Here is a 20,822-nt window from a genome sequence, read left to right as displayed (position 1 = left end):
CGGCCTCCTCGACAACCGCGTGGTCGCCTACGGGCGCGATGACCGTCGGCGTGTCCGGCCGCGCTCGGAGGGCTCGCCCTCGGCTTCGGCGCGCGCGAGGAGAGCACGACGCCCGGAGGCTATGTGGTGGCGCATCGCGGCGGCCGCGGCGTCCCGGTTCCGGGTCTGGAGGGCCGACAGGATGGCGCGGTGCTCGATGAGCGTCGTCTGACGAGGGCCGACGTGCGCCGGGTCGCGATACTGCCGCATCACCAGCGGGTACGCGAGCGAGTCGGCGAAGCCCGACAGGACGGGTTGGCGCGCGGAGTCCCGGATCTGCTGATGGAAGCGCCGGTTGAGCTGGGTGTAGGCGGGCTCTGACTCGACGTATTCCGAGGCGCTCATCTCCTCGCAGATGGCTGCGAGAAGTCCGAGCTCCGCCTCGGTGGCGCGCTCGGCGGCCTTCTCGGCCAAGGCGGACTCGAGGGCCTCTCGAGCCTCTAGGACGGCCAGCGCCTCCTCGAGCGAGAACGAGCGTGTACGAACCCCGCGGTTGGGCTCACTCGTGAGGTAGCCCTCTTGGACCAGGCGAACGAGGACCGACCGCACAGTCCCTCGCGAGACTTCGAGTTTGTTGGTCAATTCGGCCTCGGTCAGTCGCGTGTTGGGCGCGAAGTGCCCACCCAGGAGCAGGCTGCGAAGGTCGTCGTACGCCTGGTCGGAGCGGCCGGGTGCGTGTGGGGTCCCTGCCGCGGCATCGTGCCCGTTCAACGCAGGTCTCCAGTCCTCGTCGGCATTCCGGTGGTTGCGCGCAGTCTGGACCTCAAGGGCTGCTGCTCCTTGTCCGTTCTCCGTCAGTCACACCCGTAGTCGTCCTCGGGGAAGCCTCCGATGGTCCGCTCGGATTGTAGGGCAATCTACCGGTAACAGTGCCTGGTCGCCCCTTGAGGTGGATGCGCCGCAGCCGGATGCGCGCATACCCGACGTGGGCCGATGGCCGGTGACATCCACTCGCCTTGTCTGCTGGCCGCTCCGCACAGCGGATCGTTAGACAATTTCCAGACCTGGCAGGGTTGCTTGTGACTAGCGTCACTGCTAGCGTCGCCGTGTTGTTAATCAATCTACCGGCTCATGTCACCGACCCCCGTAGTGGCGAAGGAGGCGGAAGTGTCCGCTCAGCAGCTCGAGGCCCAAGCAGAGGCGCTTCGTTTCGACGACGTGACCCTCGAGTTCCCCGGCAGCCACAGGCCGGCGGTGGAGGAGGTCTCCTTCAGCGTGAGACGAGGTAGCTTCGTCGCCGTCATCGGTCCTAGTGGCTGCGGCAAGAGCACGCTCCTCAACATGGCAGCCGGCCTACTGAGCCCGACGGTCGGGCAGGTCTCGTTCAACGGCCAGCCGATCAGATCGGTGAACGCCGAGGCCGCCTACGTGACGCAGAAGGCCAATCTCCTGCCCTGGTTGACCGTGAAGGCCAACATCGGCCTTGCACTCCGGTTCCGGAAGGTGCCCAAGGAGGAGCGCGAGGCACAGATCGATCGATGGGTGAAGACGGTAGGCCTTCAGGGGTTCGAGAACCACTTTCCGCGCGAGCTGTCCGGAGGCATGCAGAAGCGCTGTTCGATTGCGCGCGCGCTCATCTACAACCCGTCGATCGTGCTCATGGACGAGCCCTTCGGCCCACTCGACGCGATCACCCGGCTCAATCTCCAGCAGGAGCTGCTCAACCTGTGGGAAGAGCAGGAGGGAACCCTCATCTTCGTCACCCACGACCTGAACGAAGCGCTCTACCTCGCTGACGAGGTCGTGGTCATGTCGGACGGCCCCGGCACGGTTCGTCGCGTCGTGCAGGTGCCGTTCGGACGACCGCGGCAGATCAACTCGGTGATGGAGTCAGAGGAGTTTGCGGAGATCTACAACGAACTCTGGGGCTTCTTCTCGGCCGAGGTTCACGCATGACCTCGGCCCTGGACCCCGCGTCGCGGCCGCATGCGGTCCGTGCAGGCCTGACCTCGGCCGGGAGGCAGACAGCGACCGGTGTCCCCGGGCTCAGGCATCGGCCTTCGGCTCCGACCCGTCGTCCGACGACCTGGACCCCCGAGCTCCTGGAGAAGGTCGAGTGGCGGGCACGTGCCGCTGCCGAGCCGTTTCGGGGTGTGACGTCGCCCGATGGCTTGGTGGAGGCCCTCTTTCCTCTGCGCCCGACCGGGATCGACATGCGACCAGTGCGGACCGCTGCCGAGGCCTATCTGGCCGCACTCACCCATGACGAGCTCCGGCGGGGCTTGCTGCCCATGGGCGACACCACGTGGCGCCAATGGGCCAACGGCGCGCGCTACTTCCTGCGACACGGCCTCTGTCTGGAGGAGCTGGCACCGGAGAAGCGCAGCCTGGCCCTGGCGATGGTCCGGGCAAGCTTGAGCGACGCCGGCTTCCTGCAGGTCCTCGACCTGATGCATCTCAACCTCACCGTCGGCGAGCTCCGCCGCGAAGAGGACCTACTGAACGAGTGGCTCTACTGGGTCACCGTCTACGGCAGTCCCGACGACGGCGTGTGGGGATGGCAGCTCGACGGACATCACGTCAACATCAACTGCGTCTTCGTCGGAGACCAGATGACTCTCACGCCCACGTTCCTGGGTGCCGAGCCAGTGCACGCGGACGCCGGAAAGTACGCCGGCACGACCGTCTTCCGACCCGAGGAATCGATCGGTCTGGAGCTCTTCACCAGTCTCTCGGCACGACAGCGCGCCTCAGCCGTCATCGCCGAGCAGATGCCCGAGGACCTCTTCGTCGGCGCCTTCCGTGACAACTTCGAGCTCCGTTACGAGGGCCTGCGGCTCGCCGAAATGACATCCACACAGTCGCGAACGGCCGCCGAGCTCATTGGTCTCTACGTCGACCGCGCGCCGCGTCGGCACGCTGAGGTCCGGATGGACGAGGTCACGGCGCACTGGGGCGAGACGCACTTGCCTGGGTGGGAAGCGAGGCTCCTGACGGGGTCTTCTACTACCGCGTCCACAGCCCCGTGATCCTCATCGAGTTCGAGCATCAGACCGGCGTCATGTTCGACAACGACACGCCTTCGCGCAACCACATCCACACGATCGTCCGGACACCCAACGGTGGTGACTACGGCGCCGACCTGCTGCGTCAGCACCATGAGCGCTTCCACTGACGGACATGTCACCCGCAAACCCAGCCGAGCAGCACTGCCGTGGGTACGAAGCCGTACCCGCGCTGACCTAGCAGGAGGATCTCAATGAGAAGTCACGGCCACGATCCGGTCCGCGCACGCAGCGGCGTGCGGTGGAGGCCGAAGGCCGCGCTTGCACTCGTGGTCGCAGCGGTCGTAGGTGCTGCCACGCTGAGTGCATGTGGCTCGAGCGCCGGCGCGAGCAGCACGGTCAAGATCGGGGTCCAGGGCAACATCTACGACCTGCCGATCCAGGTGGCCGAGGCTCAGGGCTACTTCAAGGACGAGGGCATCAGCGTCAAACTGGTGACGATCACGGCGTCGACCGGCACCTCGGCGCTGCAGTCGGGGTCCGTCAGCCTGCTTCACGCGAGCCCCAGCACCCTTGCGGCGGCGGTTGGGCAGAAGATCCCGCAGCAGGCGATCGGTGTCGACGCGGTCGGTAACCCGCTCGGGATCGTGGTCAGCAGCGACTTCGCCAAGGAGCATGGCCTCAGCGCGAGCTCCTCCGGGGCGGAGGTGGCCAAGGCGCTGCGAGGGTCGAAGGCAGGGGTCAGCTCGACGAACACGCAGGCGGAGGCCTCCGTCTTCCTCAAGGCCCAAGGACTCGACCCCAGCAGCGACGTCAAGTGGGCGACTCTTCCGAGCTCCTCCGCTGACCAGGCAGCCCTCAAGAACGGTCAGATCGACTGGTTCATCACCTCAGAGCCCTTGCCCTACCAGGTCCAGGCGGATGGCGACGGCGTCGTCGTCGCAGGGCCGAAGAACGTCTCGCAGTGGGCTGTCCCCTCCTACAGCGAGGTGGTCATGGCCACGAAGAGCTATCTGCAGGAGAACGGTGCCACGGCGACGAAGTTCATGAAGGCCATCCAGAAGGCGACGGCCTACATCAACAGCCACGAGGGCAGCAGCGACCTGGAGAAGATCGTCGCCGACGCCTACCCCAACTTCTCGTCCGACGCCATGAAGGCGAGCATCGCGGAAGTCGACTGGCCGACCTCGGCCGAGATGGACGACAAGGGGTGGAAGACGACCCTCGACTTCCTGGACTCACTCGGCACCATGCCGGATGGAGCAACGATCTCGAACGATGACTGGACCAACTCTTACCTGGGCTGATCCAGCGAGCCGGGACCGGGAAGGACAAGCGATATGAGGAGTAGAGGATGGTGACGGCCACGTACGCGGGCACAGCCACCAGGAAGCCGAGGAGGACGCGCCGGAGTCGACGCGCGTCGAGGAGAGGTGCCGTCATCATCGCCCTGCGGCTCGGCGTGCTGGCTCTGATCGTGGTGCTCTGGCAGGTCTTGAGCGGCCGGCTCCTCCCCGAGTACGCCGTGAGCAAGCCCACCGACGTGGTGAGGGTTCTCGGTGACACGCTGAGTTCGCAGCAGGGCTGGCTCGACATCAAGACCACGGCCGTCGAGATCCTCGCCGGCTTCGCGTTGGGGACGGCGGTCGGCAGCTTCATGGGGCTCGTTCTCGGGTCGTTCCCGCTGCTCGGGCAGGTGCTCGAACCCTTGATCGCCGCACTGAACGGCATTCCGAAGATCGCCCTGGCGCCCTTGTTCCTGTTGTTCTTCGGGATCGGGGAGTGGTCCAAGATCACGATCGCAGCCACGGGGGTTGCCTTTGTGGTCTTCTACAACCTCTACATGGGCCTGCGACTGCGAGAGCGCGAACTGGTCGAGAGCGTGCAACTGATGGGGGGACGGACACACCACGTCCTCGGCTACGTCACGCTGCCGACGCTGGTGTCGCCGTTCTTCACCGCGCTGAAGACCGCCGGTCCGTTGGCGATCATCGGCGTCATCGGGGGTGAGTTCGTGGCGTCCTCCGAGGGGGTGGGTCACCAGCTCTTCACCGCCGCGACGAACCTCGATGCCGCGGCCGAGTTCAGTGGGCTCATCATCCTCGTGGTGATGACGCTCGTTCTCAACGGCATCCTGAACCAGCTGGACGCCTTCGTCATCCGGCGTCTCGGGCTGGCTGACGGACGTACGAAGGGCCGCTCGTCCGCGCGTGGCAATGTGTCGACGTGAGCGTGCCTGCGTGCACCGCCCGTGACGTCAAGCGGCTGATGGCAACCCAGGCGATGATCACTCCGGGACGGACGCGGCGAGCGACGACCTGATCTGCCGAAGCAGGCCAGGTCGATCATGACGCGACAGGATCACTCCGCGGGTGGCGCGGCCGGCCTCGAGAGCGATGTCCAGAGCGATCCGATCGGCCTCGACGGCGACGCGGTCTGCCGCTTGCTCGAGCCTTCGTACCAGGTCCATGGGGACGCAACCGGGTGGGAGCTCGTCGTGCAGCGTGGCGGCCTCGGCCGCGGAGCGGAGCGGATGCACAGTCGCGATGACCGGGACGTCGCCGTCCACGACGTCGAGCAACGGCTCGAGCGCCTCGGGTCGGTAGACCGGACTGGTCACGATGAAGTGCGCACCTGCCTCGATCTTCCGTCGGATCCGCGAGCGGTCGGTGGCGGCGAGTCGCGGGGCCGCACGGATCCGGACGCCGATCTGGAAGTTCGTCGGTGACTCCAGCCGCAGTCCGTACCTGTCGATGCCGTCGTTCAGGCTGCGAAGGAGCTCGATGAGCTCGACGACGTCGACAGCCCAGCGACCCCTCACGCGCAGATCCCGATGGCTCGGGGCGCTGCCGTTCCCACAGACCAGTCGGGTGATTCCCCGGGCATGCCCGCCGAGCAGATGCGCCTGGAGGGCCATGACGGTCCTGCTCCACGTGGTAACTGTTGCCACAGCCGGGATCCCGGCGCGCTCCTGACAGGCCGCCGCCAGATCGATGGCTTGGTTCGTGCTCGTGTAGCGGGAGCGCTCAGGGCCGGAGGTGGCGGTGACGACGAGGTCGGCGCCGTCTGCCGCCGCAGCGACAGCGTCTCCGGCCGCCGACTCGCGGTCGTCTGCGACCGGTACGACGTAGGCGCCTACCAGCGGAGCGCCCTGCCTGCTCATGACGAGGTCGTACATGCGTCCTCTCCCATTCCGGCCAGGATCTCGAGGGCGACCTGGACCGCAAGACGGTCGGTGTAGGACCCCAGGTCCATCCCCGTGATCTCCTCGGCGCGGCGCACTCGGTACGCGATCGTGTTCGGGTGAGTATGGAGACGCGACGCGGCTCGCTGTGGGCTCGCGTTCTCCTGGAAGTACACGTGGATCGTCCGGCAGTAGTCGGTCCCGTTGCTCCGGTCGTAGTCGGCGAGCGGACCGAGAACCTGGCGTGCGTACGCCGTCAGCTCTGCCGTGCCGCGGACGTGCGCGAGCAGGCGATGGACTCCCAGGTCCGCGAAGACGACGACATCGGAGGAGAGACCGGGCATCATCCAACCGATCTCCGCCGCCCGCCTCGCCTCGGCGTACGAGACGCTGATACGCGAAGCGCCGGTATGAGGATCGCTCAAACCGGCGACCAGGCGCACTTCCGGGTATCGGCTGGTCGCGGCTCGTCGGCAGAGCCTGGCCAGCTCCACCAGCCGTCGGCCGAGGCCTGCGTCGTCATCGCCCGGGACAAGCGCAACGACCTCCGTGTCGCGGTTGACGACCGTCGCGTCCGGAAGCCTCGTGACGATCAGGCTCTCGATGAGATCGGTCACGGCTGGGGCCACGGCTGCACCCGACGGATCCAGGGCCACCAGCAGGATCCGGTGGCGGTGGTCGGGCTCGATGCCGAGATGACGAGCCCAGCCATCCACGTCCGCGACCGTCCGATCACCGACGAGCACCAACCCGTCGAACAGCTCTCGGCGCGCTCGTCCCGCCGCGATCGTGACCACCCGCCGCCTGCCCAGGATGACGGCGCTCACCATGGCGGCGTGCTCGGTCACCATGATCCGGGTGTCCTCGTCGGTCTCGCCGACGTCGTGACCCGCAGTGAGGAAGTAGGCCACGGAGTCGTCGCCGACCAGGATCGGGGCGACCGCCAACGACGCGGCATCGACTCCGAAGGCCGGCAGCGAGAGGGCGCGACGCATCGTGGCCGCGGCAGAGATGAGCTGGGAGACGGCGTGCTCCTCGCTCCTCAGCACGTTCAACAGACGCTCGGTCTCGAACGGTTCGATCCCACCGTCGGCCGCCAACACCGATGCCGTGTCGTCGACGACGGCTGCCCAGACGCCGGCGCGGCGCGCCACCAGGGATACCACCTGGCTGAGATCTCCGATGTCGGACGTTGCCAGGCTGGACAGCTCGCTGCACAGGGCGACGACGTGATGAAGGTCGGTGACCTCGTTCTTCGCGAGGTTCATCGGCGCGGAGTCCCGAGACGGGGCAGCGAGGCGAGACGGAGCCGGCCCGCTCCTCCTACCGGTTGGTGCCTCAGCATTCGAATGAGTCCCATCAGACGGCCAAGCCCCGCGGTCGACCGAACGTCGACCCGTCCCGGACGGCTTCGGCAGCAGCTCTTGCAGGGGCTGCTGGCACCCGCTAGCCCGGGTCAGTCCAGTATCGGGTGATTTGTGCTTCAGCACAATCGACCGGCGACGTCTTTGGCGTGGATGACGGTGCCCGGAAGCGCTCGACTTTGCGACCGTGGAGGTGTTGCGCGGTGCTTCGCCATCCGCCTCCGATCCGCGCACCTCGTCGAAGGGAACAGCATGAGCAAGGCAGCAACCGAGACCCTCCAGGACGCGATCGACCGAGCCGGAAATCCCATCGAACTCATGCGAAACCAGGCGCGCCGACCGTTCTCTCATGGCTTCGGCTTCGTCCCCAGTGAGTTCACGAACTGGCGGGACGAGGCGCTCGCGTGGCATGAGTCGTGCGCGCTGATGGATCAGTCGCACCACATGGTCGACCTGTTCGTGGACGGGCCCGACACGATCCGACTGCTGGAGCACCTCGGTGTGAACAGCTTCGCCACGTTCGGAAACAACAAGGCCAAGCAGTTCGTGGCTGTCAACAAGGACGGCTACTACATCGGCGACTGCGTCCTCGTAGGGCTCAGCGACACCTCCGCCGACCTCGTCGGTCGCCGGACCGCCCTGGACTGGATCGAGTACCACGCGCTCACCGGCGACTGGGACGTGACCGTCGAGCGCGACCCGCAGTCCGTGGAAAGGGGCGGCCGTCCGCCCAGGCTGTACCGGTATGAGATCCAGGGGCCCGCGACGGCGGCGATCGTCGAGAAGCTCACCGGTGAGCCGATGCCCGATGTGCGGTTCTTCGGAATGGCGACGTTCGTCATCGCCGGCAGGGAGGTCCGCGCCATCCGCCACGGCATGGCGGGCCAGATCGGATTCGAGATCTTCGGGCCGTGGGAGGACGGCCCCGCCGTGCACGGGGCGATACTCGGCGCGGGGGAGGAGTTCGGACTCAAGCAGGTCGGCTCGCTCGCGTACTCCACGGCGAACCTGGAGTCCGGCTGGATCCCCGGTCCGATGCCGGCGATCTACACCGATGAGACCCTGGTCGAGTATCGGCGCTGGCTGCCGGCCAACAGTGCCGGCTCGCTCGCCGGAAGCCTCAGCTCGCTGGACGCGACCGACTACTACGTCACGCCGTATGACCTCGGCTACGGAAAGCATGTCAAGTTCGACCACGAGTTCGTCGGCAGGGACGCGCTTCGCGCTCGCGCCGACGGGCCGCACCGTCGCAAGGTGACGCTGGTGTGGAACGCCGAGGACGTCGGGCGGATCTTCACCTCGCTGTGGACCCCCGGACCGACCTTCAAGTACTTCTCCCTGCCGAAGGCTCGCTACGGCCAGTTCCAGATGGATGAGGTCCTCCGCGACGGTCGCCGTGTCGGCATCTCGATGGACTGCGGCTACGTCGTTCGCGACCAAGCGGTCGTCTCACTCGCCGTCGTCGACGAGGAGGTCGCCGAACCAGGTACTCAGGTCCGCGTGGTGTGGGGTGAGCACCCCGTCTCGGCCAAGCCCGCGGTTGAGGCGCACGACCAGTTCGAGGTCCGGGCCACCGTCGAGCCCGCACCGCTGGACAGCTTCGCCAGGACTCGCTACCGCAAGGTGCTGTCAGCATGAGTGCCGCGCGGGCCGACACGGCTGCCCGTCGGGAGCTGTTCGTCGATGTGTCGCTCGAGATGACGGGCAAGGATGTCGACCTATTGCTCGGGGCCAGCGGCACCATTCCGCCTGGGAGCCGGGTCAATGTCACGTACCTCGAGAACGAGACGCTCGAGATGCGGGTCGCCGCAGCGAGGACGGCCAGGAAGCTGGACCTCGTGCCGGTGCCGCACCTGTCGGCGCGGCGGCTGAGGTCCCTCGGCATGCTTCAGGAGACACTGGCGGCGCTCCACGCCGTAGGCGCGACCGACGACGTCTTCGTGGTCGGGGGCGATCCCTCCGTGCCGTACGGTCCGTACGACGACGCGCTCTCGTTGATCCGTTCCGGCCTGCTCGAGTCCTATGGTGTCGCGCGAGTCAGCATTGCCGGCTATCCCGCAGGGCACCCGGAGATCAGCTCGGCCCGGTTGTGGACGGCCCTGGAGGCGAAGGCTGCGGAGCTGGCCCGGCGGGACGTCGCCGGGGACATCATCACCCAGTTCGGCTTCGACGTGGATCCGGTGATCGCCTGGATCGAGCAGGTCCGCCACCGCGGCATCAGCATGCCGATCCGGGTGGGCGTCCCCGGCCCCGCCGGGATACGCCGGCTGTTGCGCTACGCCGCCCGGTTCGGGGTCGGCACCAGCGCGGCGATCGCGAGGAAGTACGGGTTCGCGATCACGAACTTGATGGGTACCGCTGGTCCCGACCGATTCATCGGCGAGCTCGCCGATCGTCTCGACCCCGGAGTGCACGGGCAGATCAGACTGCACTTCTACACCTTCGGAGGGCTGCAGACGACCTCGGAGTGGGTCGCCGCGTCCAAGGCTTCGTGGACTGAGGGGCGCCGATGACGGCTTCGCAGCCCGCACCGCCGCCGACGCGCGCTGCTCCGAGCAGGACCGGGCAGGCATCGCTGGTCGTTCGGGGTAGTGATCGTCCGGGGATCGTGGCGACGATCGCGTCCATCCTGACCGAGCACGGGGCGAACATCGTCTCGCTCGACCAGTACTCCGACGACCCCTGGGGTGGCGCCTTCTTCCAGAGAACGATCTTCGGTCTGCCGGACCTGCCGGTGGCGTTACCACGGTTGAAGGACGATCTGCGCGGGGCTCGAGGAATTCGGCCTCGAGTTTCGGTTGCGCGATCTGTCGGTGCCCCTGCGGGTGGCGATCTTCGCCTCGAAGTCGGACCACTGCCTGTTGGACCTGTTGTGGCGTCATCGGCGGGGCGAGCTGGCACCGGATGCGACGGTCATCGTGGCGATGGTGGTTTCCAACCATCCCGACATGGCGGAAGAGGTGCGGTCCTTCGGTGTGCCGTTCTTCCACGTTCCCTCGGCCGGCACGGACAAGTCGGCGGCCGAGGCTGAGCATCTTCGGTTGCTGAAGGGCAACGTCGACTTCGTGGTGCTCGCGCGCTACATGCAGATCTTGTCCGGTGGGTTCATCCGGGATGTCGGCGTGCCGATCATCAACATCCACCACTCCTTCCTCCCGGCGTTCATCGGTGCGGGTCCTTATGCGAAGGCCAAGGACCGCGGAGTCAAGCTGGTGGGAGCCACAGCGCACTACGTGACCGAGGATCTGGACGAGGGACCGATCATCGAGCAGGACGTCGTCCGGGTCAGCCACGCCGACACCGTCGCCGACCTGCAACGCCGTGGAGCGGACGTGGAGCGGGCCGTGCTGTCACGCGCGGTCGCCTGGCATGCCGACGATCGAGTCATCCGTCACGGAAACCACACAATCGTCTTCGTCTGAGCGAGCGGCCTTCGGTGGCGTCTCGGACCGCACGCGACCGAGCGTGTCCACACGCACGGAACCGGCGTCGGCGATCGGACCAGGTGCGCACACACGTGTCTGGTCGCGGGTACGACGCTGTGACCTAGGTGGAGAGACCTCCCAGATGCCGATGCATCGGCTCGATCTCGAGGAACTCCAGCTCGCAGGCAAGAACGAGCACCCCGTCCTCCGGGGTCCGCACGACGCCGGCGTCCTGCCGAAACACGGTCGTCAGCGCATCTGCCAAGCGCGCCAGCAACCGGCCAGACGGCTTCGCCTGCCGGTGAAATCGCTTGAACATCGCGCTACCTCTTTCGCCGGTTGTCTTACAAGACGCGAATCTAACAGTGGCGCGTCTCACATTCAATCGGAGTGGAGCTCTGTGATTGTTGAGCAATGTCGGACGGCGGAGGGTTCTAGTGGCACGGCAATTCGCCGACCTTCCCCTGAGCTGTCGCGCCGTTGCCCTCGAGGAGCGAACGTCGGCCTGACGCGATGTGGTGACGCATCGACGCTGCGGCGGCTTCTCCGTTGCGGGTCTGGAGGGCCGAAAGGATCGCGCGGTGCTCGATCAAGGTCGTACGACGCGGGCTGGTGCTCGTCAGGTCGCGGTACTGGCGCATCACCAGCGGATAAACGAGTGAGTCGGCGAAGCCGGCCAGGATCGGCTGCCGGGCCGAGTCCCTGATCTGCTGGTGGAAGCGCCGGTTGAGCCGAGCGTACGCAGACTCGGACTCGACGTAGTCCGTCGCACCCATCTCGTCGCAGATCTCGGCGAGGAGCTCGAGCTCGTCGTCGGTCGCGCGCTCTGCGGCCTTCTCCGCGAGCGCCGACTCGAGCGCCTCGCGCGCCTCCAGCACCTCGAGCGCCTCCTCGAGCGAGAAGAAACGAGTGCGTACGCCGCGGTTCGGCTCGCTCGTGAGGTAGCCCTCCTGGACCAGTCGGACCAGCACCGCGCGCACGGTCCCGCGCGAGACCTGGAGCAGGCTCGTCAGCTCGGCCTCCGTCAGCCGCGTGTTGGGCGGGAAGTGCCCGCCGAGCAGCAGGTTGCGAAGATCCTCGTACGCCTGGTTCGAGCGACTCGAGCTCTGCGCCTCGCTTGCCGCGGATTCGTGTTCGGTCAACGGATCCGTCCGGCGTCCGGGACCGACATGGCCATCAGATGCGGTCGGTGTCCCATGCCGATGCTGTTCCTCCCCGCGTGAGGGTCTGTCCGGGACCCTCGGGCCTTGGTCGTCGATCTCTTCCTGAGCGCAGCAGGCGTGCGCCGATTGTTGGGCAATCTACCGCCAACAGTCGCGGACGCCGCAGTGGCGCGGCGTTTCGACACCGAGGATCGCTCCGGTTGGGCGATCGGCTCTGCTTCGCGTGAGCGCGCCCCGCGCCGTCTCGCCCAGGCGGACGTCACCGACGACGCGAGCCGCCGGCTGCTTCGACGTCGTCATCGGCGCCGATGGCGTCCACCGGGAAGGTCCGGCGCTACTGCGGTGAGGCAGACTTCGGGTGGAAGGAGGGGCCGTGACCGACCGGGTGACGATGCAGGACGTGGCGGACGCGAGCGGCGTCTCCCGCGCGACCGTGAGCTTCGTGCTCAACGACGTCGGGAACCAGCGGATCTCCGCCGAGACCCGTGAGCGGGTGCGGGCGGCGGCGGAGCGGCTCGGCTACCGGACGCACGGCATCGCCAGGGCGCTGCGTGAGGGGACCTCGAGGATCGTCGTGCTCTACATGGATGCGGGTGCCGAGGGGCACTACTCACGCTCCTTCGTCGACGGCCTCGACGACGAGCTGGCCCGGCACGGCCACGTGTTGCTCGTGCGCCACCGCGGTGCGAACGAGGACGAGCGGCGTCGGGTTGCTGAGGCCGTCGTCCCGCGGGCCGTCGTCGACTTCGCGGGCTCCTACGCCCGCCCCGGCCACGAGCTCGACGACGCCGGCGCCGGCTGGCAGGACGGCCTGGCCGCCCACGCGGCGGCCCAGGTCGGCTATCTGATGGAGCGCGGGCACAGTCACATCGCTATGGCGCTTCCCCCCAGGCAACCGCCCGTCGTGGCGGCCAGGCTGGCCTTCAGCCGCGAGGTCGCGATCCGGTTGGACATCGCGCCGATCGAGGCCCTCGTCGTACCGACACCGCGAGACGAGGCCGCGGCCGCGCTGCGGGTGCTCCTGGACCAGCACCCGGAGGTGACGGCCGTCGCCGGCTATAGCGACGATGTCGCCCTGCGCGTGCTGGCGGCCGCTGACGATCTGGGGCTCGCTGTTCCCGATCGGCTCGCCGTGATGGGCTACGACGCCACCGACTACTCCGGCCTGGTCTCACCGGCGCTGACCACGCTGCGCATCGATGCGGAGGCGCACGGTCGCCGGGTCGCGCGGCGGCTGCTGGGACTCGACGAGGCGGGGCTGGTCCTCGAGCCGGCCAGGGTGATCGCGCGCGCATCGGCCTGACCGTCCGCCGCCGGCCGGCGGGCAGTGCAGGAGCGGCGATCACAGGTTTTCGCGCCGTGGGCGCCGACTTGGTTGTGGCGTCGGTCACGGGACCCTAAGGTGTACTTAATCGATTTAGCACCAGGAGGAGCCCCATGGTCACACCCAGCGTTCAGGACGGACTCGACCAGGCCGGATCGGCGGTCGCTCTGCTGTGGAAGCCCGACGCTCCGCCCTGGTTCCCCGAGGTCATCGAGCCCGAGTACGCCGGCTGGAAGGTCGAGCAGGCCGCGTGGTACGACACCGTGACGATCGCCGACCTGTCCCACCACATGTCCGACACGTTCATCGAGGGACCCCAGGCGACCGAGATGCTGACGGCGGTGAGCGCCAACAACTACGAGAGCTTCGCGATCGGCCAGGCCAAGCAGTTCGTGCCCGTGGCCGAGGACGGCAACATCATCACCGACGGCATCCTGCTGCGCACCGGCGAGCAGACCTACACGCTCAGCGGGGTCTCGGCGGCGCAGAACTGGGTCAAGTACCACGCCCAGCGGATGCGCTACGACGTGTCCTTCGAGACCAACCCGGAGACCTCCGTCCGTCAGCGGATGGGCGGCGGAGAGCCCGCACTCTTCCGCTACCAGATCCAGGGCCCCCTCGCCGGAGCCCTGATCGAGGAGGTGTTCGGTGGCCCGCTCCCACCGACCAGGTTCTTCCACTCGACGCCGGTCGAGCTCGAGGGCCGGCGCTTCAGGGCGCTGCGCCACGGCATGGCCGGCCAGGCCGGCTTCGAGTTCATCGGCGACTGGAAGGACGGCGCGTTCGTCAAGGAGGCCCTCCTGAAGGCGGGCGAGCACTACGGTCTGGTCCACCAAGGTGCGTGGTCCTATCCGACCGCGAGCCTCGGCAGTGGCTGGATCCCGTCGCCGACCCCGGCCATCTACACCGACCCGGCGCTGGAGGACTACCGCCGCTCCGTGTCGCTGTTCTCGTACGAAGGCCAGAAGCCGCTGCAGGGCAGCTACTTCTCGCCGAACATCGAGGACTACTACTGCTCGCCGTACGAGCTCGGCTACGGACGCTCGATCTCCTTCAACCACGACTTCATCGGACGGGCCGCGCTGGAGAAGGCCAAGGACGAGGCGCCGCGTACGAAGGTCACGCTGGTCTTCGACCGAGACGACGTCACCCGGGTGCTGGGCGAGGACCCAGGACTTGTCCACCACTACTGGCGCAACCGGGTCGAGGTCGGCGGCGAGCTGGTCGGCGTCACATTCCAGACCGGCTGGCTGGACCCGGTCGGCACCGTCATGGCGCTCACCCTCGTCGACAAGGCCCACGCCGCGACCGGGACCGAGGTCGAGGTCGTCTGGGGCCAGCACCCGGGCGCCGGGACGGATCCCGACGCCGACCTCGGGTTCCCCCGGCTGCGCGCGACGGTGCACCCCGCGCCGTACAACGAGGTGTCGCGGACCCTCTACCGCGCTCGGGCGTGAGGGCGCGGATGACCGTCGAGACCGCTCCTTCCGAGGTGCTGCGCGCCCTGCTCTCCGACGCGTCCTTGGAGATGACGGGCAAGGACGTGCCCGCCCTGCTGGACGCGCACGCCGGGATTCCGCCCGGAACCCGGATCAACGTGACGTTCCTCGAGAGCGAGGACCTCGAGACCAGGCGGGAGGCCGCCCGGACCGCCAAGGCACTGGGGTTCGTTCCAGTGCCGCACATCTCTGCCCGGCGGCTGCGCTCGGAGGCGGCGCTGGAGGAGCTCCTCGCCGCCCTGCAGGCCGACGGCACCGGCGAGAGCGTCTTCGTGGTCGCGGGTGACCCGTCGACGCCGCACGGTCCCTACGGCGACGCGATGTCGGTCATCGGCAGCGGCCTCCTGCCGGCGTACGGCGTACGCCGGGTCAGCATCGCCGGCTACCCGGAGGGCCATCCCGACATCGACGACGCGGAGCTGTGGCGGGCACTGGAGGCCAAGGCGACCGAGCTGGCGAGGCACGACCTCGCGGGCGACGTGATCACGCAGTTCGGCTTCGACGTCGACGCCGTCATCGGCTGGATCGAGCAGGTGCGCGAGCGCGGCATCGGGCTCCCGATCCGCGTCGGGGTCGCCGGCCCGGCGGGCATCCGGCGGCTGGTCCGCTACGCCTCGCGGTTCGGGATCGGCACCAGCGCCGGCACCGCCCGGAAGTACGGCTTCTCGCTCACGAACCTGATGGGCACAGCCGGGCCGGACCGGTTTCTACGGGAGTTGGCGGGTCGGTATGTGCCCGCGCGGCATGGGGCGGTGAGGCTGCACTTCTACACGTTCGGCGGGCTGCGCGCCACCTCGGAGTGGCTCACCGACTTCACCGAAGGAGTACGACGATGACCCTGACCCAGGCTCGGCCCGCGCAGTCGGCCGGCGTACCGGGGACCGACCACGCCTCCCTCATCGTGCGAGGACGGGACCGGACCGGGATCGTCGGCACGATCGGGGGCGTGCTCAGCGGGCACGGCGCCAACATCGTCTCGCTCGACCAGTACTCCGACGACCCGGAGGGCGGTGCGTTCTTCCAGCGGACGGTCTTCGGGATGCGGGACCTCAAGGCCGCGCTGCCGCGGATCGAGGAGGACCTGCGCTCGGCGCTGGGAGAGTTCGGGTTGGAGTTCAGGCTGCGGGACCTCTCGGTGCCCAAGCGGGTGGCGATCTTCGCCTCGAAGTCCGACCACTGCCTGCTGGACCTGCTGTGGCGGCATCGGCGCGGCGAGCTGGCGGTCAACGTCGCGATGGTGGTCTCGAACCATCCCGACACCGCCGAGGAGGTGCGGTCCTTCGGGATCCCGTTCTTCCACGTGGCCTCCTCGGGTCCGGACAAGTCCGCCGCCGAGGCCGAGCACCTGCGGCTGCTGAAGGGGAACGTGGACTTCATCGTGCTGGCCCGCTACATGCAGATCCTCTCCGGGGACTTCATCCGCGAGGTCGGGGTGCCGATCATCAACATCCACCACTCCTTCCTGCCCGCCTTCATCGGCGCGGGGCCCTATGCGAAGGCGAAGGAGCGCGGGGTCAAGCTCATCGGGGCGACCGCGCACTACGTCACCGAGGAGCTCGACGAGGGCCCGATCATCGAGCAGGACGTCGTCCGGGTGACCCACGCGGACACGGTCGCCGACCTGCAGCGCCGGGGCGCCGACGTCGAGCGGGCGGTGCTGTCCCGGGCCGTCGCCTGGCACGCCGAGGACCGCGTGATCCGCCACCGCAACCACACCATCGTCTTCGCCTGATCCCGGGGTCAGTGGTCGAGCTCGAGGTGCAGGGCGAGCAGGCTCTTCCCGTAGTCGTTGCCGTTCGGCGTACGGATGATGGTGTGGATGTGCCGCTGGCTCATGCCGGCGTCCCAGCCGGCTGCCTCGCCGACGGGGCCGAGGTCCTGGCAGTCGAGCTCGATGAGGACCACCGGGCTGTGGACGCGGTAGTAGATCGGGGCATCGTCCTCGGTGGTGCCGTGCCAGGAGAAGTGGGTCTCGTCCTTGTGCTTCCTGACCTCGGCCATCTTGACCCTGGCGTGGCCCTCGTCGACGTTGCCGACGTAGAGCTCGACGAGCTTCCACAGCTTGGCCAGCTGTGAGCCGCTGAGGTCGGTGGCCTTGATGCCCTCGTACGGCAGGACCTTGTTGTCGGAGTACGCACCCGCAGAGAGATCGCTGGGAGTGCCTTGGACGATCGCGACCGACTGCTGGTCCTCGTCCAGGGAGCGTACGACGTCGTAGCCGGCGGCGAGCTCCTCGGTGAAGATCCTCGTCCCCTCGTACTTGCTGTCGATCTTGTACTTGGCGATCGTCGGCTCGGATCCCATGAACGTCGGCGTCATCACGACCTGGTCGCCGAGCACGAAGTAGTTGATCACCAGGTGGTGGCCCTCGAACTGGAACCCCCACGGCTCGGTCATGGACGGCCTCCCCATGATGACCAGCCAGTAGAGCTCGTCGTTGAACCGGTCGGTCGTGTCGGTGAGCTGTCCGCCGTACAGGTTGAGGTGGCGCACCTTGTCGGCGTTCTCCAGCCCGCGTGCGCTCATGCCCGCCTTCAGGATGGCCATCGCCTTGGCGCGCTGGGTGCTGGTCATGTCCTGCAGGCTCATGCCGTCGCTCCGGTCGCCGTCGACGTTGGTCCACAGCCGCCACTGGTCCTTGGTGTAGTCGGCCGCGCTGACCGGGAAGGTGACCGCCTTGCGCTGCGCGGCGGTCAGCGAGCCGAGCCAGGCCTTGGCGGCCGCCACGACCGGTCGGGTGCTCACGCCGGTCCTGTGGATGCTGAACAGGTCCTCGATCACGGTGCCGTCGGTGGTGACGCCGACGAACTTGTCGGTGATGCCCGGGCCGCCGTCCGCGCCACCGCCACCCCCGGGACCGCCACCACCCGGCCCGCCGCCGCCCGGCCCCTCGCCACCTGGCCCGCCGTACCCGCTCGGCGCCTCCGAGGACGAGGTCAGCGACGTGGACGAGCCGCTCGACCCGCACGCGGCGAGCATTCCGGAGAAGGCGGCGACTCCTGCCGCCGCGAACGCCTGGGTGATGAAGCGCCGACGTGCGACGAATCCCGGAGACCCGGGCTCGTGATGGCGGTGTCCGTGGGCGTGCGGGTGGTCGTCGCGGTGGTCGGCGTGCTCTCGGGTCACAGGCTGCTCCTCGGTGCTTGTCTGGATCGCCGCCACGCTATGAACGCGGTCTTTGCGTCGGCTGTGCAGAGTCCAAGCGCCTGCGACGAGCCCGGGGCGGGGGCGCACCGGACCGGCCGGCGCGGGGCGTCACTCCGCGAGTGCGTCCCCGAGCCGGCGTAGGACGTCGAGGGCGGCGACGCCCTCGATCAGGAGTGCCGGATCGAGCTGGCCGAGCCGCTGTGCCCAGTACGCGCGGAGGCGCTCGATGTTCTCGGTGGCGAGCTCGGTGGCGACGAGCTCGACGGCGCGCCCGTCTCCGGCGGGGTGCTCGCGGACGACCATGCCGCGGGCCTCGAGGCTCCGGATGGCGGTGCTGACGTTGCTTCGCTGCAGCCCGGTGGCGGTGGCGAGCTGGGTGGGGCTGATGCGCGGGGTCCGCTCGATCTGGCGGATGACGGCGACCTCCGTCCCCGTCAGCGGTACGACGTCGCGCACCTCGGGCCGGCGTACGTCGAGCTTGCGTGCCAGCTCCAGGACGGCGTCAGCCAGCTCGGCGAGCGCGGCGTCGGTCACCGCCGGTGATGATCTGCGGCGTGCTGGCATGCATCGATCCTACCGAGCATGTATTGTTTCATAAACATAATCTTTGTCTTCCGCCATCCTAAGGAGCCCTCCTCGTGAGCTCGCCCGTGGCCAGCGCCGCGACCACCCCGACCGACCCGACCGACGCCGGACGGGTGGGCCGCCCCGGCCTGACCCTGGTGGCCGTCTGCTTCGGCCTGTTCATGGTCGGCCTGGACTCGACCGTCGTCCATATCGCCAACCCCGCCATCCAGGCCGACCTCGGCGCCTCGTTCGCCGAGCTGCAGTGGATCATCAACTCCTATCTGCTCGCCCTGGCGGTCCTCCTCGTCCTCGGAGGCAAGCTCGGCGACCGGCTCGGTCGCAAGCGGCTCTACCTCGGCGGTGTCGCGCTGTTCGGCCTGTCCAGCGTCGGCATCGGCCTGATCGGAAGCGTCGAGGGCGTGATCGCGCTGCGGGCCCTGCAGGGCCTGAGCGCGGCGATGCTGATGCCGCAGACGATCGCGCTGCTGCGTGCCACCTTCCCCCGGGAGAAGTTCGGGATGGCGGTCGGCATCTGGGGAGGCGTCTCCTCGGTGGCGATCGCGGCCGGCCCGCTGGTGAGCGGAATCCTGGTCGAGCGGCTCGGCTGGGAGTGGGTCTTCTACATCAACGCCCCGATCGCCGTCATCGGGCTCGTGTTCGGTGCGCTGGTGCTCCGGGAGACCGAGCGGCAGCGCGAGGGCCGCTTCGACCTCGCCGGCGTCGTGCTGCTGGCGGTGTTCCTCTTCGCGCTCGTGTTCGGGGTCGTCCAGTCCGAGGCATGGGGATGGGGGAGTGAGAAGACGCTCGGCACCCTCGTGCTCGCCGTCGTCGTGCTTGCGGCGTTCGTCGTCGTCGAGAGCCGGATCGAGAGCCCGCTGCTGCCGATGCACCTGTTCCGCTCGGCCGGGGTGAGCGTCGGCGGGCTGGTCTTCATCGCGAACTTCTTCGCCATTCTCGGCATCACCTTCCTCATCACCCTCTACCTGCTCAACACCCTCGGCCACACCACCATCGGTGCCGGCCTGCGGATGCTCCCGCTCAGCGCCTTCTCGATCCCGGCTGCACCGCTGGGTGCCGCCCTGACCGCCAAGGTCGGCCCCCGCCGCGTCGCAGCCCTCGGCCTCCTCCTCATGGGTGTGGCGCTGCTCGCCCTGACCCGGATCGACCCCGGGTCCTCGTACTGGCTGATGGCCGTGCCGTTCGTGGTCCTCGCCTTCGGGTCCGGGTTCGCCATCCCGTCCGGCGCCGACCTCATCGTCGGTGGCGCTCCGCTCCACCTCGCCGGCGTCGCCAGCGGCTTCCAGACCACCTGCATCCAGGTCGGCGGTGCGATCGGCACCGCGGTCCTGTCCGCGATCGTCTCCGGCCGGGTGGCCTCCGGCCTCGCCGGCCTCGACCTGAAGCCGGGCGCCGACGAGGCGGCCGCCGCGGGCCTGCCGATCGCCGGGCTCCCGCAGGCCACCGAGGGCTTCATGAGCGGCCTGCACACCGGCATGGTCGTCTGCGCACTGCTCGCCATCGTGGTCGCCGGGCTGGTTCTCCTCCTGGTCCGGGACCCGGCCCGCCACGACTTCGAGACCGTCCTGGAGGAGACCGTCGAGGGCGAGGCCGGCCACCTGTAAGGGGTCCGGCGAGTCGTGCCCTGGCGGGGGCCCGCCGAGCTCAGGTCTCGGGCGCCGTCTCCGGGGCGCCGCTCTCCTCCGCCGGGTCGGCGTCACGGGTGAAGAACGACAGGCGGCCGTCGGCCTCGAGTACGGCGTACTCGATCTCCGCTGTCCGCCGGATGCCCTGCTCGCGGGCCGCGACCAGGACGTCGGCGACGGCGAGTCGCTGCTCCCGCATCGCGTCGTCGACCGGAATGCCGTCACGCCACACCAGGAGGGGCCGACCCGCCGTGACGGGCCGTGTGCGTGGGAAGCGCCATTGGAGCCAGGAGAGCGCGACGGTGAGGAGCGCGAAGGTGCTGATGGCGAGGATGCCGGCGGTGAGGGAGTAGTCCTGCTGGGTGACGGCCTGCTGGACCAGGTCGCCCATGGTGACGTAGAGCAGGAGCTCGAAGGTGCTCAGCTCGCCGAGTGTCGAGCGGCCGACGGCTCGCGTGATCAACCAGAGGAAGCAGAAGATCACCAGTGCGCGGATCACGATCTCCATGCGGTCATCTCCAT

19 protein-coding genes and 2 pseudogenes are annotated in these 20,822 nt (G+C 68.4%); 13 read left to right on the top strand and 8 right to left on the bottom strand.

The features are described from left to right. Nucleotides 1-27: 27 nt before the first annotated feature. Nucleotides 28-750: a GntR family transcriptional regulator gene (locus tag ABLE53_RS02655; protein ID WP_425474832.1), complete on the bottom strand. Its 723-nt coding sequence runs from the start codon at nucleotides 748-750 to the stop codon at nucleotides 28-30. A gap of 396 nt (nucleotides 751-1,146) precedes the next feature. Here ABLE53_RS02655 and ABLE53_RS02650 point away from each other — a divergent pair, with 396 nt between their 5' ends. The 4 genes and pseudogenes from ABLE53_RS02650 to ABLE53_RS02630 all read left to right on the top strand — a co-directional run bounded on the left by ABLE53_RS02650 (nucleotide 1,147) and on the right by ABLE53_RS02630 (nucleotide 5,214). After that, nucleotides 1,147-1,935 (top strand): ABC transporter ATP-binding protein, encoded by a 789-nt coding sequence (locus tag ABLE53_RS02650; RefSeq protein ID WP_348857040.1) that lies wholly within the window; start codon nucleotides 1,147-1,149, stop codon nucleotides 1,933-1,935. Continuing rightward, nucleotides 1,932-3,154: pseudogene (locus tag ABLE53_RS02645) on the top strand (DUF3500 domain-containing protein). Before ABLE53_RS02650 ends, ABLE53_RS02645 begins: the two are co-directional and overlap by 4 nt. Before the next feature lie 84 nt (nucleotides 3,155-3,238). Then, nucleotides 3,239-4,291 carry an ABC transporter substrate-binding protein gene (locus ABLE53_RS02635; RefSeq protein WP_348857037.1) on the top strand — a complete coding sequence of 351 codons (1,053 nt, stop codon included), beginning with the start codon at nucleotides 3,239-3,241 and terminating at the stop codon, nucleotides 4,289-4,291. A gap of 47 nt (nucleotides 4,292-4,338) precedes the next feature. Then, the gene (locus tag ABLE53_RS02630) at nucleotides 4,339-5,214 is read left to right on the top strand and encodes an ABC transporter permease (protein ID WP_348857035.1); all 876 of its coding nucleotides are present in this window, start codon (nucleotides 4,339-4,341) and stop codon (nucleotides 5,212-5,214) included. 57 nt (nucleotides 5,215-5,271) lie between these two features. Here the strand turns inward: ABLE53_RS02630 and ABLE53_RS02625 are convergent, their stop codons facing one another. Next, on the bottom strand, nucleotides 5,272-6,162 hold the full coding sequence (locus tag ABLE53_RS02625; protein ID WP_348857034.1) for a methylenetetrahydrofolate reductase: 891 nt from the start codon (nucleotides 6,160-6,162) through the stop codon (nucleotides 5,272-5,274). Next, nucleotides 6,144-7,658: a PucR family transcriptional regulator gene (locus ABLE53_RS02620; protein WP_348857032.1), complete on the bottom strand. Its 1,515-nt coding sequence runs from the start codon at nucleotides 7,656-7,658 to the stop codon at nucleotides 6,144-6,146. The genes ABLE53_RS02625 and ABLE53_RS02620 overlap by 19 nt, the downstream gene beginning before the upstream one ends. Nucleotides 7,659-7,784: 126 nt before the next feature. Here ABLE53_RS02620 and ABLE53_RS02615 point away from each other — a divergent pair, with 126 nt between their 5' ends. The 4 genes and pseudogenes from ABLE53_RS02615 (at nucleotide 7,785) to purU (ABLE53_RS02600) (ending at nucleotide 10,954) form a co-directional block, all read left to right on the top strand. Next, nucleotides 7,785-9,170: a hypothetical protein gene (locus ABLE53_RS02615; protein WP_348857031.1), complete on the top strand. Its 1,386-nt coding sequence runs from the start codon at nucleotides 7,785-7,787 to the stop codon at nucleotides 9,168-9,170. Beyond that, entirely contained in the window at nucleotides 9,167-10,045 is an 879-nt protein-coding gene (locus ABLE53_RS02610) for a methylenetetrahydrofolate reductase (protein WP_348857030.1), read from the top strand. The genes ABLE53_RS02615 and ABLE53_RS02610 overlap by 4 nt, the downstream gene beginning before the upstream one ends. Further along, nucleotides 10,042-10,227: pseudogene (locus ABLE53_RS02605) on the top strand (ACT domain-containing protein); the annotation flags it as partial. The gene ABLE53_RS02610 and the pseudogene ABLE53_RS02605, both read left to right, overlap by 4 nt. A gap of 103 nt (nucleotides 10,228-10,330) precedes the next feature. Continuing rightward, nucleotides 10,331-10,954, top strand: coding sequence for a formyltetrahydrofolate deformylase (gene purU, locus ABLE53_RS02600; RefSeq protein WP_348857028.1), 624 nt, complete (start codon nucleotides 10,331-10,333; stop codon nucleotides 10,952-10,954). A gap of 124 nt (nucleotides 10,955-11,078) precedes the next feature. On the opposite strand, the gene ABLE53_RS02595 is transcribed toward purU (ABLE53_RS02600), so the two are convergent. Next, nucleotides 11,079-11,276 carry a hypothetical protein gene (locus ABLE53_RS02595; RefSeq protein WP_348857026.1) on the bottom strand — a complete coding sequence of 66 codons (198 nt, stop codon included), beginning with the start codon at nucleotides 11,274-11,276 and terminating at the stop codon, nucleotides 11,079-11,081. Nucleotides 11,277-11,391: 115 nt separating this feature from the next. Beyond that, on the bottom strand, nucleotides 11,392-12,099 hold the full coding sequence (locus ABLE53_RS02590; RefSeq protein ID WP_348857024.1) for a GntR family transcriptional regulator: 708 nt from the start codon (nucleotides 12,097-12,099) through the stop codon (nucleotides 11,392-11,394). A gap of 394 nt (nucleotides 12,100-12,493) precedes the next feature. Between ABLE53_RS02590 and ABLE53_RS02585 the strand changes: the two genes are divergently transcribed. From ABLE53_RS02585 to purU (ABLE53_RS02570), 4 genes are all read left to right on the top strand, one after another. Then, nucleotides 12,494-13,423, top strand: a complete 930-nt coding sequence (locus ABLE53_RS02585) for a LacI family DNA-binding transcriptional regulator (protein WP_348857021.1) — start codon at nucleotides 12,494-12,496, stop codon at nucleotides 13,421-13,423. Between the two features lie 134 nt (nucleotides 13,424-13,557). Continuing rightward, entirely contained in the window at nucleotides 13,558-14,901 is a 1,344-nt protein-coding gene (locus tag ABLE53_RS02580; protein ID WP_348857019.1) for a hypothetical protein, read from the top strand. 8 nt (nucleotides 14,902-14,909) lie between these two features. Next, complete coding sequence (locus ABLE53_RS02575; RefSeq protein ID WP_348857017.1) at nucleotides 14,910-15,779, top strand: methylenetetrahydrofolate reductase; 870 nt, start codon at nucleotides 14,910-14,912, stop codon at nucleotides 15,777-15,779. Further along, on the top strand, nucleotides 15,776-16,675 hold the full coding sequence (gene purU, locus ABLE53_RS02570; RefSeq protein WP_348857015.1) for a formyltetrahydrofolate deformylase: 900 nt from the start codon (nucleotides 15,776-15,778) through the stop codon (nucleotides 16,673-16,675). The genes ABLE53_RS02575 and purU (ABLE53_RS02570) overlap by 4 nt, the downstream gene beginning before the upstream one ends. An 8-nt stretch (nucleotides 16,676-16,683) precedes the next feature. Here purU (ABLE53_RS02570) and ABLE53_RS02565 read toward each other — a convergent pair whose 3' ends face one another. After that, on the bottom strand, nucleotides 16,684-18,069 hold the full coding sequence (locus tag ABLE53_RS02565) for a DUF3500 domain-containing protein (RefSeq protein ID WP_348857014.1): 1,386 nt from the start codon (nucleotides 18,067-18,069) through the stop codon (nucleotides 16,684-16,686). Between the two features lie 129 nt (nucleotides 18,070-18,198). Continuing rightward, complete coding sequence (locus ABLE53_RS02560; RefSeq protein WP_348857013.1) at nucleotides 18,199-18,654, bottom strand: MarR family transcriptional regulator; 456 nt, start codon at nucleotides 18,652-18,654, stop codon at nucleotides 18,199-18,201. Nucleotides 18,655-18,728: 74 nt separating this feature from the next. On the opposite strand from ABLE53_RS02560, the gene ABLE53_RS02555 reads away from it, so the two are divergent. Then, on the top strand, nucleotides 18,729-20,279 hold the full coding sequence (locus ABLE53_RS02555) for an MFS transporter (protein WP_348857012.1): 1,551 nt from the start codon (nucleotides 18,729-18,731) through the stop codon (nucleotides 20,277-20,279). A 40-nt stretch (nucleotides 20,280-20,319) separates the two neighbouring features. On the opposite strand, the gene ABLE53_RS02550 is transcribed toward ABLE53_RS02555, so the two are convergent. Continuing rightward, nucleotides 20,320-20,808, bottom strand: a complete 489-nt coding sequence (locus tag ABLE53_RS02550; protein WP_348857011.1) for a DUF421 domain-containing protein — start codon at nucleotides 20,806-20,808, stop codon at nucleotides 20,320-20,322. Between the last annotated feature and the right edge of the window lie 14 nt (nucleotides 20,809-20,822).

This window comes from Nocardioides asiaticus (genome assembly GCF_040049175.1).
Taxonomy (GTDB): Bacteria; Actinomycetota; Actinomycetes; order Propionibacteriales; family Nocardioidaceae; genus Nocardioides; species Nocardioides cheoyonin.
The sequence above is the reverse complement of the archived record's forward strand: the minus strand, read 5'-3'. Positions and strand labels throughout refer to the sequence as shown.

Excerpts from the sequence above, each read along its gene's own strand:
- ABLE53_RS02635 (WP_348857037.1), top strand. The coding sequence starts at position 3,239 with ATGAGAAGTCACGGCCACGATCCGGTCCGCGCACGCAGCGGCGTGCGG.
- ABLE53_RS02630 (WP_348857035.1), top strand. The coding sequence starts at position 4,339 with ATGGTGACGGCCACGTACGCGGGCACAGCCACCAGGAAGCCGAGGAGG.
- ABLE53_RS02625 (WP_348857034.1), bottom strand. The coding sequence starts at position 6,162 with ATGTACGACCTCGTCATGAGCAGGCAGGGCGCTCCGCTGGTAGGCGCC.
- ABLE53_RS02615 (WP_348857031.1), top strand. The coding sequence starts at position 7,785 with ATGAGCAAGGCAGCAACCGAGACCCTCCAGGACGCGATCGACCGAGCC.
- ABLE53_RS02610 (WP_348857030.1), top strand. The coding sequence starts at position 9,167 with ATGAGTGCCGCGCGGGCCGACACGGCTGCCCGTCGGGAGCTGTTCGTC.
- ABLE53_RS02595 (WP_348857026.1), bottom strand. The coding sequence starts at position 11,276 with ATGTTCAAGCGATTTCACCGGCAGGCGAAGCCGTCTGGCCGGTTGCTG.
- ABLE53_RS02580 (WP_348857019.1), top strand. The coding sequence starts at position 13,558 with ATGGTCACACCCAGCGTTCAGGACGGACTCGACCAGGCCGGATCGGCG.
- ABLE53_RS02575 (WP_348857017.1), top strand. The coding sequence starts at position 14,910 with ATGACCGTCGAGACCGCTCCTTCCGAGGTGCTGCGCGCCCTGCTCTCC.
- purU (WP_348857015.1), top strand. The coding sequence starts at position 15,776 with ATGACCCTGACCCAGGCTCGGCCCGCGCAGTCGGCCGGCGTACCGGGG.
- ABLE53_RS02560 (WP_348857013.1), bottom strand. The coding sequence starts at position 18,654 with ATGCCAGCACGCCGCAGATCATCACCGGCGGTGACCGACGCCGCGCTC.
- ABLE53_RS02550 (WP_348857011.1), bottom strand. The coding sequence starts at position 20,808 with ATGGAGATCGTGATCCGCGCACTGGTGATCTTCTGCTTCCTCTGGTTG.